Source organism: Bradyrhizobium sp. SRS-191 (assembly GCF_024586915.1).
Taxonomy (GTDB): Bacteria; Pseudomonadota; Alphaproteobacteria; order Rhizobiales; family Xanthobacteraceae; genus Bradyrhizobium.
This window is the reverse complement of record NZ_JANBVS010000010.1, coordinates 183,505-196,765: the sequence shown is the minus strand read 5'-3', so window position 1 is coordinate 196,765 and position 13,261 is coordinate 183,505. Positions and strand designations below refer to the sequence as shown.

Below are 13,261 nucleotides of genomic sequence, written 5' to 3'. Positions count from 1 at the left end.
AGAAATTTGGCTTAGTTCGGAGCATCGACCTGCGCTTTGGTCTGATGGTGTCATCAAGTGCGGTCCGAGATACGCCATGAGCTGAAACGGCCAACCCCTCACCCAGCCGTGCTGCTGAATGCAGCGGGAAGCGTAGCGAGGAACGTCTGCATCACGTAGAGAGGCTCAGCTCGCCTCGTCGCGCAGGTGATACCAGCGATAGAGCAGGCGCTGGCCGATGCGGCGGAATGGCGCGAAGGGGTGCGTCGGCAGCGGCGAGGTGAAGATCGGCAGGTCCTGTCCCTTGAAGGATTGGCCCGCGAGCATTTGCGCCATGCGGCGGCCGGCCTGAGCCGAATAGGACACGCCGTTGCCGCCATAGCCGAGCGCATAGACCAGCTTCTCCTGGGGATCGGGGCGCACGATGCGCGGCATCATGTCGTGGCTGACATCGACCCAGCCCCACCACGAATAGTCGATCTCGATGCCCGTGAGCGCGGGAAATTTGCGATGCAGGCCGTCGACCAGGAGCTGGAGGTGTCGGTCTTGCGTGGCATCGGCGCCGGTGATGGCGCTGCGGCTGCCGATCTGGACGCGGTCGTCCGGCAGCAGCCGGTAGTAGAAGCGCAAGGTGCGCGTGTCCGTGATCACCTGTCGCGTCTTGAAGCCGGTCGCCGCAAGCTCGGCCGCGGTGAGCGGCCGCGTGACCAGCGAGTTCGACAGGATCGGCATGCAGCGACCTGACAATTCCGGCGTAAGCCCGAGGGAGGTATAGGCACCGGTGGCGATGCCGACGCCGTTCACACCAACGGCACCGCCCGGCGTATGCAGAACGAACTTGCCGTTGCGCTGCTCGATGCGCGTCACGGGGCTCGCCGTATGAACGCGGACGCCGAGGGCACGCGCCATCTGCAGATAGCCGAAGGCGAGCTTGGCCGGATGCACGCCGGTTCCGAGCGGCTCGTGCACCGCGCCGACGGCCTCGGCCTCATTGACGAAGTCGCTCGCCAATTCCTCACGCGAGATGACGCGCGAGGCGTAGCCGAACACATCGTTGAGCACCTTCGATTCCGCCGCGATCTTGTCGAGATTGCGCTGGCGGTGAGCAATGTAGAGATGACCGCCGCGCTGCGGCTCGACATCGATCGGGCTCGATCGCACCAGCTCCTCGAAGGCCTCGAAACCCTCAGTGACCTCGGCATGCATGCGCCTGGCGACGTCGAGCCCCCAGCGCTTGATCCATTGTGAGCGCGTCAGGCGGCCGGAGGCATTCTGGGCCTGGCCGCCATTGCGCGTGCTGCAGCCCCAGGCCACGCGGTTGGCTTCGAGGACGATCGCCTTGATACCGTGCTCGCGGGCCAGGAAGATCGCGCAGGCGAGTCCAGTATAGCCCGAGCCGATGATGGCGACGTCGGCCGTCGTATCGGTCGTGATCGGACCGTCGCTCTCCGGCGGCGTGCCGGCGGTGGCGATCCAGTAGGTCGGAGCGTAGTCGCGGTTACGACCGGGGCCGTCGGCGACCAGCGGGTCGTAGTGGGGGTCGTACGCGGCCGTCGGCAAGGCATGCATGTTCATCGCGCGGCACTCCCGCTCGCGGCGGGCTGCGGCGGCCGGTCCTTGCGGAAGGCGCTCTTGGTGCAGATCTTGTCGCCGCGGAAGCCGAACAGGTCGCAGCCCTGCACCTCGATGCGCCGGCCATCCGGCGCCGTTGCTCGGAAGATCCATTCGGACAGGGCCCGGTCGCCGAACACCGCATGGCCCGTGCATTCCCAGCTGACGTCGGGCATGCCGCCCCAGGTGGCCTCGAACGCGGCGCGCACATCGGCCGCGCCGCTGATGCGGCGGCCGCAGCTGTCGGGGCCTGCGGCCGCGTCGAAGATGATGTCATCGGTCATGCAGGCCATCACGCCCGCACTATCGTGTCGGTTAAAGGCGGCGAACAGCGTGGCGAGCAGTTCGCTGCGGACGGTTTCGAAATCGGCCATGTCATGTCCTCCGCGGCTGGAGCTTGGCTCGCATGTGCCATGCCGGCGGCTGGAGGCCCTAGAACCAGAGCGGGCGAGCTCTGTAGCCAGAACTGGCCCGGTGGTCGGGCGCGGTTGGCCCTTTCACGATCATGGCGATCCTGCTGACTGGGCGGATGACGCCGCCTTTGAGTCCCTACATCACACCCTGACGATGGCCCTGCAAGAACTGGCCGTCGCGGTCCATGACATCGCCGCCACCTCGCTGCCGAGCTCCGCGCTGGTGCTCGCTGCGGCGCTCTCGATCTTTGCCGCGGCGCTGGTGCGCGGTTTCACGGGCTTCGGTTTTGCGTTGACAGCTGTTCCGCTGCTCGGCCTGTTCATGCCGCCGGCGCAATCGGTGCCGGTTGCGGTCTGTCTGCAGCTTCTGATCGGGCTCGGCGACCTGCCGCGCGCCTCGCGTGTCTGCGACTGGCCCTCGCTGCGTTGGCTGGTGCTCGGAGGCGTGATCGGCTCGCCGATCGGCGTGCTGGTGCTCAGCCTGGTCTCGGCGGCCGCGGCACGTCTCCTGATTGCCCTGATCACCATCGGCGCTGTCGTACTGCTGAATGCGGGATTTCGGCTGACGGCGAGGCCGGCGCGCTGGATCACGACGCTGGTCGGTCTTGTCGCTGGTCTGTTCAACGGCCTTGCGGGCATGCCCGGACCGCCGGTGATCGTCTACTACAATGCGGGCGCATTTGGCCGGGTGGCCGCGCGTGCCTCGATGATGGTGTTCTTTCTCGTTTCGTCGATCGTTGCGACCACCAGCCTCGCCTGGTTCGGTCTCCTCGACCTGCACATCGCCGTTCTGACGGCGCTCGGCATTCCCGTGATGCTGGTCGGCACGTGGCTCGGCGATCTCGGTTTTCATCGCGGCAGCGACACGCTGCATCGCCGGGTGTCGATGGCAAGTCTCGCGGTGGTCGCGCTCGGCAGTGCGCTGAAGGGGCTTAGCGACCTGCTGTAGCCGCTCAGGTCGTTTGCAACGATGTGTACTGGGCAAAGATCTGGCCGAGCTTGGCGATCCCCGGGGCGATCCGGTCGGTGCGGATCGAGGAGAAACCGAGACGGAAGCAGTTTCGCGTCGCCTCCGGGTTGATCGAGAACACGTCGCCGGGCTCGATGACCACGCCTTCGGCGCGCGCGATCTCCGACAGCCTCACCGCATCCGTTCCCGCAGGGCAGGTGATCCAGTAGCTGGTGCTGCCCGGGCCGCGCGACCAGCTGCAGCCCGGCAGCGCCTGCGGCAGCAGCGCGTCGAGCAGGGCGGCGCGTTCGAGCAGCACGCGGCCGACCTGCTGCAGATGCGAGCGGTAGTGCCCGAGGCCGATGAACAAGGCCGCGACGCGCTGGTTGTTCAGCGGCGGATGGCGCAGCATCAGCCGGCGCAGCGCGCGCAACTCGCGGATGACGGGCGCGGGCGCCACGACGTAGCCGAGCCGCAGGCCGGGCGCCAAGGCCTTCGACAGGCTGCCGACATAGAGCACGCTCTGATCGCGGTCCAGGCTCATCAGCGGCGGCAGGCCGCTGCCCTCCGGCATCAGCTCGCTTTCGTAGTCGTCCTCGATCAGGACGATGTCGCGCTCGCGCGCGACCTTGAGAATCTCCTCGCGGCGCGCCCGCGACATCGCGGTGGTGGTCGGGCATTGGTGGCTCGCCGTGACATAGGCCAGCGCGCAGCGCGCGAACGCTTCGTCAGGGACCAGGCCCTGATCGTCGAGCCGTAGCGGCACGACCTGTGACGTCATCATGCCGAAGATATTGCGCGCATCCGGATAGCCGGGGTCTTCGATGCCGATCGGGGTGTCGGGCCGCAGGAACAGTTTCGCAATCAAATAGAGGGCGTGCTGTGCTCCGATCGTGAGCATGATCTCGTCGGCGCGGGCACGAATGCCACGGCGCGGCAGCACCTGCCGCTGCAATTGTTCGATCAGCGCCGGATCGTCGCCGTCGATCATGTCGCGCGCCCAGTTGTTGATCTCGGGAACGCTGAGCGCCGCGCGCGCGCTTTCGCGCCAGTCATTGGTCGGAAACAGGCTCGGATCGAACTGCCCGAAGATGAAGGGATAGGGATAGGTCTGCCAGTCGAGCGGCTTGACGATATTGCGAAGCGCCGACGGCTGCAGCGCGAACCGCTCGGTCCAGCGGCGGCTGTAGACCTCCGTCGCAGGCTGCCTGGCTTCGCCGATATGCTTGGGCAGGCCGGCCACGAAGTAGCCGCTGCGCTCGCGCGACACCAGGAAGTTCTGGTCGACGAGCTGTTCATAGGCGATGACGATGGTATTGCGGGAGACTTTCAGCAGAGCGGCGAGATCACGGCTGGACGGCATGCGGACGCCGAGCGGCAGACGGCCATCCTCGATTGCCGTCACGATCATCTGTCGGATCTGAAGTTGCAGGAAGGTGCCGCCGCGGTCGAGGCCGTCGAACAGCGAGACCCAGAACAGCACGTCGTGAATCGGAACTGTCGGCCGGTCCGCTTCGGATCGCAGCAAGGGCGCGAATTTTGCCATCGAGGTATTTGGTCCTGACCCTGTGAGCTGCTGAAATTAAAGCAAAAACTGCGCCATGGTGGACTGTCTGCGGCCGTGTTTCGCATGGGCTGGCTCCATTTGTGCATGGCATCTGGCGCTGGCCTGGACTCATCCGACGCCGCAGGTTTCAACAACGGCTCTTGGTTGGGAAGTTGAAGGAGTTCGCGGTGAGCCCAGATACTGTCGTCTACGCGGCCCGCAGGATCGTGACGATGAATCCGTCGCGGCCTTTTGCGACGCACGTTGCGGTGCGAGAGGGGCGGATCGTCGCGGCTGGCAGCGAAGCTGAGATCGCGCAGTTCGTCCCGCATGGCGGGATCGACATGCGCTTCCGCGACAAGGTGCTGCTACCTGGGTTCGTCGAAGGCCATAGCCACATCATGGAAGGCATGATGTGGTCGCTGCCCTATGTCGGCGCTTTCGAACGGCGATCGCCGGAGGGCAGGGCGGTGGCCGGTGTGCCTGATATCGATGCGATCGTGGCACGGCTTCGCGAGGCCGAAGCCGCGATAGCCGATCCCAACGCAACGCTGTTCGCCTGGGGTTTCGATCCGCTGCATATCGGCGGCGAGAAGCTGACGCGCGAAGCGCTGGACCGGGTCTCGACCACGCGGCCGATCATGGTGCTCCACGCCAGCTTTCATATCAGCGTGGTCAACACGCTGGTGCTGGAGCGCACGCAGCTCCTTCATGCCACCGACATCTCCGGTGTCGTCGCCGGAGCGGACGGCCGGGCCAGCGGCGAACTGCAAGGCATCGCAGCGCGGCTGCGCGCGTTCCGTCTGGTGGGCAATCCGCTGTCGGAGCTGCTGACGATGGCCGATGTGCAGCGCTACGCGTCGTCGGCCTGCGTGCAGGGCGTCACCACGATCACCGATCTGCACAATGATCTCACCGACAACACGCTGGAGCTTTACCGCGCGGCGACGCAGCAGGCGGAGTTCGGTGTGCGCCTGGTGCCGGCGCTGGCGTCAGCCACGCATCCTCCGGACAAGGCGATCGAGAAGATCGTTGGCTTGCGCGAGTCCGGTAACGACAAGCTGCATTACGGCATCGTCAAGCTGGTCGTCGACGGATCGATCCAGGGCTTCACCGCGCGCTTGCGCTGGCCCGGTTATCACAACGGCGCGCCGAACGGCCTCTGGTACATCGCGCCGGAGGAACTGCCGCGCCTGGTCGATCTGTATCACCGGGCAGGCATCCAGCTTCACATCCACACCAATGGCGACGAAGCGACCGAGCTGGCGCTGGACGCGGTGGAGAAGGCGCAGACCGCTCACCCGCGGCCGGACCACCGCCACACCCTGCAGCACTGCCAGATGGCCGACGCCGCGCAGTTCCGCCGCATGAAGGCGCTCGGCATGTGCGTCAACCTGTTTGCCAATCATGTCTTCTACTGGGGCGATTCCCACTACGAGCTGACGATGGGACCGGAGCGGGCGAACCGCCTCGATGCCACCGGCACGGCGCAGCGGATTGGCGTTCCCTTCTCGATCCACTCCGATGCGCCGGTCACGCCGCTGTCGCCGCTGTTCACCGCGTGGTGCGCCGTGAACCGCGTGTCCTCGTCGGGCCGCAAGCTCGGCGCGGAGACCGAGGCGCTGAGCGTGGAGCAGGCACTGAACGCCATCACGATCGGTGCCGCCTACACGCTCAATCTCGATCATCTCATCGGCAGCATCGAGACCGACAAGTACGCCGACTTCGCGGTCCTCGAGCAGGATCCATTGACGGTCGCTCCGGAGACCCTGAAAGACGTCGCGGTCTGGGGCACGGTGGTCGGCGGCGTCGTCAAGGAGGCGCCGCGCGCATGACGATGTCCGCGCCTATTCCGTTCACCGTGATCGGCGGCTTTCTCGGCGCCGGGAAGACGACACTGCTCAACCGGCTGCTGTCCGCCAGCACGGAACGCTGCGCGGTGCTGGTGAACGATTTCGGCGAGATCAATATCGATGCCGCTTTGATCCAGAGCCATGACGGCACCACAATGTCGCTGACCAATGGCTGCGTCTGCTGCAGCATCGGAACGGGCTTTCTCGACACGCTGGCGCGGCTGCTCGACGATATCGGGCGCTTCGATCGCGTGGTGATCGAGGCCAGCGGCGTCGGCGATCCCTGGCGCATCGCGGAGATCGCGCTGGTCGAGCCGTCGCTGCGGCTCGACGGCGTCGTCGTGCTGGCCGATGCGACCCGCATCGCGACGCAATGCGAGGACCGGCACATCGGCGAGACCGTCCGCAATCAGTTCGCCAAAAGTGATGTGGTTCTGCTCAGCAAATGCGATCTGGCCAGCGACAGCCAGCGCGAGGCGGCGTGCGCCGTGATCGGCGCGATTCGGCCGGATGTGCCGATCGAGCCATTGTCGACACTGACCCCTGCGCATGAGGCCGTTTTTGGACGAGGGCGGCTCGCGCGTTTCCGCGCCGAGCCGGTGGCGGAGACGGTGGATCACGAGGGCGGCTTCCGGCGCTGGACCTATCAGCGCGCCGGCCGTTTCGATCGCGACAGGCTGGCCGCCGCCGTGCACGACCTGCCGGGTCAGTTGCTGCGGCTGAAGGGGATTTGCCGGGTCGACGGCGACGACCGGGCGCAGGTGTTTCAGCTGGTGTCGCGCAACTGGTCGCTGACGCCGGCGGGAGATGCTACGCTCGATGTGGCCGAGACGATCGCGCTCGCGGGCGTGGGCACCGCGAACTTGCCATCGGATCACGAACTCGACGCGATCCTCGACCGCGCCCTGACCGCCGCGGCGTGACGCGATGATCGCAGAGCATATCGGACCACCAAGCCACTTTCTCATCATCCACCCTGTCGTGAATCAGGAAGCGGGATAGCCATGTTGATCAGACGACATTTCGTGCTCGGAGCTCTCGGTCTCGCCGCGGCCACAGTCGCCTCGCCGGCGGCGCGAGCGCAATCAGCGGGCGGCAATACGCTGGTGGTCGCGACGACGCAGGTGCCGCGGCATTTCAACGGCGCCGTGCAGTCGGGCATGGCGACGGCCATGCCGACCGCGCAGATCTTCGCGAGCCCCCTGCGCTATGACGACAAATGGAATCCGCAGCCCTATCTGGCGCAGTCGTGGGAGGTCGCGCCTGACGGACTGTCCGTCACGCTGCATCTGGTGAAGGATGCGGTCTTCCATGACGGTCACCCCGTGACGTCGGAGGACGTCGCCTTCTCGATCATGGCGATCAAGGCCAACCATCCGTTCCAGACGATGCTGGCGGCGGTCGACAAGGTCGAGACGCCCGATCCTGCGACTGCGATCCTCCGCCTGAAGAACCCGAGCCCGTCGCTGCTCCTGGCGATGTCGCCGGCGCTGATGCCGATCCTGCCCAAGCACGTCTATGGCGACGGACAGGACCTCAAGACGCATCCGGCCAATCTGAAGCCGATCGGCTCCGGCCCGTTCAAGCTGACCGAATACAAGCAGGGCGAATACTACACGCTGGAGAAGTTCGACAAGTTCTTCATTCCCGGCCGGCCCAAGCTCGACAAGATCGTGGTCAGGCTGGTGTCGGATCAGAACGCCGCCGTCGTCTCGCTGGAGCGCGGCGATTTCAGCGCGTTTCCCTTCATCGCCGGCGCCCGCGATATCGATCGCCTGCAGAAGTCACCGAACCTGGTCGTGACCGACAAGGGCATGGCCGGCGTCGGCCCGCTCAACTGGCTCGCCTTCAACACCAGGAAGAAGCCGCTCGACGACGTTCGCGTGCGCCAGGCGATCGCCTATGCGGCCAATCGCGACTTCATCGTCTCCAAGCTGATGGGCGGCAAGGCCACGCCGGCGCTGGGGCCGATCGCACCGGATTCGCCGCTCGCCGAAGCCGCCGTCGAACCCTACAAGGTCGACTACGCCAAGTCGGCCGCGCTACTGGACGCCGCGGGCTATGCCAAGGGCGCCGACGGCTCGCGCTTCTCGCTCACCATCGACTACATTCCGGGCGGTGACGAGCAGCAGCGCAATGTCGCCGAGTACATGCGCTCGCAGCTCAAGCGCGTCGGCATCAATCTCGAGGTGCGCGCCGCGCCTGATTTCCCGACCTGGGCGCAGCGCGTCTCGAACTTCGATTTCGACCTGACCATGGACACCGTCTACAACTGGGGTGATCCGGTGATCGGCGTCAACCGCACCTATCTGACCTCGAACATCCGCAAGGGTATTATCTGGTCGAACACGCAGCAATACTCCAACCCCAAGGTGGACGAGCTGTTGCAGGCGGCGGCGGTCGAAACCTCGCCCGAGAAGCGCAAGGCGCTGTACTCGGAGTTCCAGAAGATCGTCGTCTCGGATGTGCCGATCTACTTCATCAATGTCAGCCCGTACTACAACGCCTTCGCCAAGGGGCTCGGCAATCTCCCGAACTCGATCTGGGGCATGATGTCGCCGCTCGACGAACTCTACTGGGAAACGCCGCCGAAGACCTGAGGCGAAGCTATCCCCGATTTCGTGAGAGCCACGAGGAGACTTTCTGCACCATGGCCTTCGCCACCCATCTGGCCCGGCAGATCATCAATGCAGTCGCGCTGCTGATCGCCGTGCTGGTGCTCAACTTCTGCCTGATCCATCTTGCGCCCGGCGATCCCGTCCAGGTGATCGCCGGCGAGATGGGCGGCGCTTCGGCGGAGGTCGTCGCGGCACTGCGGGCCAAATACGGCCTCGACCAGAGCCTGTTGCAGCAGCTGTCCATCTATCTCGCCAATGTCGCCGTCGGCGATTTCGGCTACTCCTACTACTTCAACCAGCCCGTGCTCGGCCTGATCCTGCAGCGGCTGCCGGCAACGCTGTATCTGACCTTGTGCGCGCTGTCCGCCGCGCTCGCGATCGGGACCCTGCTCGGGGTGGTCAGCGCGCGGCGGCCGAACGGCGCCTTCAGCCACGCCGTCACCGTGGTCTCGCTGGCGGGCTATGCCGCGCCGATCTTCTGGACAGGGCTGATGTTGCTGCTGCTGTTCGGCTCGGTATGGCCGATCCTCCCAGTCGTCGGCATGACCGACGTGGTGAATCCCAAGCACGGCTTCGCCTATGCGCTCGATGTCGGCCGTCATCTGGTGTTGCCGTCGCTGACGCTCGCACTGGTGTTCATCGCGCAGTACAGCCGGCTGGCGCGGGTGAACATGATCGAGGCGCTATCGGCCGACTATGTCAGAACCGCCCGCGCCAAGGGGCTCCCGGAATGGCTGGTGGTCGGCAAGCACGCGCTGCGCAACACGCTGATCCCGATCGTCACCGTCGCCGGCCATCAATTCGGCAATCTGTTCGCCGGCGCCGTGCTGGTCGAGACGGTGTTCAGCTGGCCGGGCATGGGCCGGCTCGTGTTCGATTCCATTCTGCGCCGCGACTATCCGACCCTGATGGCGGTGCTGTTCTTCTCTGCGCTGATGGTGATGACCGCCAACATTCTGACCGACGTGGTCTACCGCCTCGTCGATCCACGAATTCGGACAGGACGGCGATGACGGTGATCGAGAGCACCTCGCAGGTGTCAGCGCCGCAGACCGATCTTCCCGCGCGGACCGCCGCGTCGCCGGGCCGCCTGGCGCTGCGGCAATTCACGAAGAGCCCGTCGGGCGTGGCCGGCGCCTGCATGCTGATCCTGATCATCCTGGTGGCCGTGGCCGGGCCATCGCTCTATCCGGTCGATCCGCTCGATCTCGTCGGCGCCCCGTTCATGCCGCCTGATGCCGATGCCTGGTTCGGCACCGACTATCTCGGCCGCGACGTCCTGGCCGGGCTGATCCATGGCGGTCGCGCGACGCTCGCGGTCGGTGCTGTCGCGGCGCTCATCACGATCGTGATCGGGCTCGTCATCGGCGCGGTCGGCGGCTTCTTCGGCGGCGCGATCGATGCCACCATGGTCAAGATCACCGAGTTCTTCCAGATCCTGCCGCCGTTGCTGTTTGCGATGGTGCTGGTGACGCTGTTCGGGCCGAAGCTGACCACCATCACGCTCGCGATCGGAGGCGTGAGCTGGACCTCGGTGGCGCGGTTGACGCGGGCGGAATTCATGCGGCTGCGCGATCTCGATTTCGTCAAGGCATCGCGCGCCGCAGGCGCCTCCAACGTGAACCTGATCCTGCGCGTGCTGTTGCCGAATGCGCTGCCCGCGGTGATCGTGTCGGCGACGCTCGCGATCGGCGTGGCGATACTGTTCGAGGGCGGGCTGAGCTTCCTGGGCCTGGGCGATCCGAACGTCATGAGCTGGGGACTGATGCTGGGCCAGAACCGCAACTACATTCTCGACGCCTGGTGGGCGGTGATGTTCCCGGGAGCGGCGATCTTCCTTGCGGTGCTCGCGATCAGCCTGGTCGGCGACGGCCTCAATGATGCGATCAATCCGCGGCTGCGGCGGAGGTCGTGATGAGCGCGCTGCTCGAAGTCGATGATCTCAATGTCAGCATGCGCAACGGGTCCGGTCGCCTCGTCCCGGTGATCGAGCACCTCTCGTTCACGGTCGCCCCGGGGCAGACCCTGGCGCTGGTCGGTGAATCCGGCTGCGGCAAGAGCATGACGGCGCTGGCCCTCATGCGGCTGCTGCCGGAGGATTTCGTCATTACCTCGGGCCGTATCGTGCTGGAGGGCAGGGACGTGCTGGCGTTGCCGCCAAAGGAGATGCGGAGCCTGCGCGGCAGCGCCATGTCGATGATCTTCCAGGAGCCGATGACGGCGCTCAATCCGCTGTTCACGGTTGGCGATCAGATCGGCGAGGTGTTGCGCTGGCACCAGGGGCTCGATCGCGCGGCGGCGCGCTCGCGCGTCATCGAGCTGCTCCGCGCCGTGCAGATCCCGGCGGCCGAGCAGCGGATCGATGCCTATCCGCACCAGCTGTCGGGAGGCATGCGCCAGCGCGTGATGATCGCGATGGCGCTGGCCGGGCGGCCGAAGTTGCTGATCGCCGACGAGCCGACCACCGCGCTCGACGTCACCGTGCAGGCGCAGATCTTCGATCTGCTCGCGGAGCTGCAGCGCAGCACCGGGACGGCGATCCTGCTGATCACCCACGATCTCGGCGCGGTCGCCGAGCTCGCCGACGAGATGCTCGTGCTCTATGCCGGTCGCTGCATCGAGGCGGGGGCGTCGGATACGATCGTGACGGCGCCGCGCCATCCCTATACGCGGGGCCTGCTCAATTGCGTGCCGCACCTCGCGATTGGGGAGCCGCCAAAGCCCTGGGTCGATCTCGGCGAGATCCCCGGCATGGTGCCGCCGCTCGGCGCGCGCGGGGCCGATTGTGCGTTTCTTGCGAGATGCGCGCAGGCCTGCGACGTTTGCCGTGCGAAGCCGCAGCCTGCGCTCGAGTCGATCGCGCCTGATCACGCCGTGTCCTGCTGGCGCAAGACGGAGCTCGCGGCATGAGCATGGCTGAGGCAATCCGAGGAACGGGCACCCGCGAGGTGCTGCTCGACGTCAACGATCTCGTCGTGCACTTCCCGGCCGGGCGCCGCCACGGCAAGCCGTCGTTCGTGCACGCGGTGGACGGCGTCAGCTTCCGCGTTCGCCGCGGCACCACCTTCGGCATCGTCGGCGAGAGCGGCTCCGGCAAGTCGACCACCGCGCAGGCCGTGATGCGGCTGGTGCCGGCGACATCGGGGCAGATCGTGTTCGGCAATCGCGACATCGCCGGCCTCACTGGCCGGTCGCTGCGCGAGGTGCGGCGGCATCTGCAGATCGTGTTCCAGGACCCGTTCTCGGCACTGAATCCGCGCCGCCGCGCGGGCGACCAGATCCGCGAGCCGCTCGACCTGCTCGGGATCGGCACGCGCAGCGAGCGCGACGAGCGCGTGCGCAGGCTGCTGGCCGAGGTCGGTCTGCCGCCGCAGGCCGCCGACCTGTATCCGCATCAATTTTCCGGAGGCCAACGCCAGCGGCTGTGCATCGCGCGGGCGATGGCGCCCGAGCCCGACCTGATCGTCTGCGACGAGGCGGTGTCCGCGCTCGACGTGGCGATCCAGGCGCAGATCTTGAACCTGCTGAAACGTCTGCAGCGCGAGCGCGATCTCACCTACATCTTCATCTCGCACGATCTTGGCGTGATCCAGAAATTCTGCGATGAGGTCGCTGTGATGTATCTCGGCAAGATCGTCGAGCAGGCGCCGGCCGCCGACATCTTCGCCGCGCCCCGTCATCCCTACACGTGGTCGCTGGTCGCCGCCGCCGCGCCGCCCGGGCCGATGCGCGAGGATCTCAAGCGTCGCTATCTCGTCAAGGGCGATCCGCCGAGCCCCGTCGACCCGCCGCCCGGCTGCCGCTTCGCGCAGCGCTGTCCGATGGCGATCGAGGCCTGCTCGCAGCGTCTCCCGGCGCTGGACGCGATCGGACCCCACCATTACGTCGCGTGTCATCGGGCGGCCGAGCTGGCTTGATGCGAGGACGTCTTGCGGGATCATCGCGACAGCGCAAACGGGTCTGATACGCCGGTGTGGGCTGTCTCGATCAACGCCGGACCCCAAGCTTGCGTCGGCGGCTGAGTACGAGCCATGGCGTTCGCCAGCCCTCTGGTGCTGGCACCAGCCACGAGGTCGCCTATTGCCGCCCAGGCGATAGCAGCCGATAGTCCTCGAAGCGCGCTCGGCATGAGCGCGCAAAATAATCCTGTGGAATCAATAGCAAAGAAAATCTTCGGTCCCGCCATCGGCGTCTCGATGCGATATGTCGGGAAAAGCGTTTCGGATCAATGCTTTAATGCCACGCAAGATGATCGAGCGGGAGTGAGTAGAGCCAAATTCGGGCTTTGAACG

11 protein-coding genes are annotated in these 13,261 nt (G+C 66.1%); 8 read left to right on the top strand and 3 right to left on the bottom strand.

What is annotated here, in order from left to right; genetic code table 11:
• Positions 1–165: 165 nt before the first annotated feature.
• Positions 166–1,554, bottom strand: a complete 1,389-nt coding sequence (locus NLR35_RS19575) for an FAD-binding oxidoreductase (protein WP_257168160.1) — start codon at positions 1,552–1,554, stop codon at positions 166–168.
• A complete protein-coding gene (locus NLR35_RS19570) occupies positions 1,551–1,964 on the bottom strand; it encodes a nuclear transport factor 2 family protein (protein ID WP_257168159.1) in 414 nt (137 codons plus the stop codon). The genes NLR35_RS19575 and NLR35_RS19570 overlap by 4 nt, the downstream gene beginning before the upstream one ends.
• A gap of 193 nt (positions 1,965–2,157) precedes the next feature.
• Here NLR35_RS19570 and NLR35_RS19565 point away from each other — a divergent pair, with 193 nt between their 5' ends.
• Positions 2,158–2,952: a sulfite exporter TauE/SafE family protein gene (locus NLR35_RS19565; protein ID WP_257168158.1), complete on the top strand. Its 795-nt coding sequence runs from the start codon at positions 2,158–2,160 to the stop codon at positions 2,950–2,952.
• Between the two features lie 4 nt (positions 2,953–2,956).
• Here the strand turns inward: NLR35_RS19565 and NLR35_RS19560 are convergent, their stop codons facing one another.
• Positions 2,957–4,498 (bottom strand): PLP-dependent aminotransferase family protein, encoded by a 1,542-nt coding sequence (locus NLR35_RS19560; RefSeq protein ID WP_257168157.1) that lies wholly within the window; start codon positions 4,496–4,498, stop codon positions 2,957–2,959.
• Positions 4,499–4,686: 188 nt separating this feature from the next.
• Here NLR35_RS19560 and NLR35_RS19555 point away from each other — a divergent pair, with 188 nt between their 5' ends.
• The 7 genes from NLR35_RS19555 (at position 4,687) to NLR35_RS19525 (ending at position 12,886) form a co-directional block, all read left to right on the top strand.
• Complete coding sequence (locus NLR35_RS19555) at positions 4,687–6,333, top strand: amidohydrolase (protein WP_257168156.1); 1,647 nt, start codon at positions 4,687–4,689, stop codon at positions 6,331–6,333.
• Positions 6,330–7,274 carry a GTP-binding protein gene (locus NLR35_RS19550; protein WP_257168155.1) on the top strand — a complete coding sequence of 315 codons (945 nt, stop codon included), beginning with the start codon at positions 6,330–6,332 and terminating at the stop codon, positions 7,272–7,274. Before NLR35_RS19555 ends, NLR35_RS19550 begins: the two co-directional genes overlap by 4 nt.
• An 81-nt stretch (positions 7,275–7,355) precedes the next feature.
• Entirely contained in the window at positions 7,356–8,951 is a 1,596-nt protein-coding gene (locus NLR35_RS19545) for an ABC transporter substrate-binding protein (protein ID WP_257168154.1), read from the top strand.
• 50 nt (positions 8,952–9,001) lie between these two features.
• Complete coding sequence (locus NLR35_RS19540; RefSeq protein ID WP_257168153.1) at positions 9,002–9,982, top strand: ABC transporter permease; 981 nt, start codon at positions 9,002–9,004, stop codon at positions 9,980–9,982.
• The gene (locus NLR35_RS19535; protein WP_257168152.1) at positions 9,979–10,884 is read left to right on the top strand and encodes an ABC transporter permease; all 906 of its coding nucleotides are present in this window, start codon (positions 9,979–9,981) and stop codon (positions 10,882–10,884) included. Before NLR35_RS19540 ends, NLR35_RS19535 begins: the two co-directional genes overlap by 4 nt.
• Positions 10,884–11,879 carry an ABC transporter ATP-binding protein gene (locus NLR35_RS19530; RefSeq protein ID WP_257168151.1) on the top strand — a complete coding sequence of 332 codons (996 nt, stop codon included), beginning with the start codon at positions 10,884–10,886 and terminating at the stop codon, positions 11,877–11,879. Before NLR35_RS19535 ends, NLR35_RS19530 begins: the two co-directional genes overlap by 1 nt.
• Positions 11,876–12,886, top strand: coding sequence for an ABC transporter ATP-binding protein (locus NLR35_RS19525; protein WP_257168150.1), 1,011 nt, complete (start codon positions 11,876–11,878; stop codon positions 12,884–12,886). Before NLR35_RS19530 ends, NLR35_RS19525 begins: the two co-directional genes overlap by 4 nt.
• Positions 12,887–13,261: the final 375 nt, after the last annotated feature.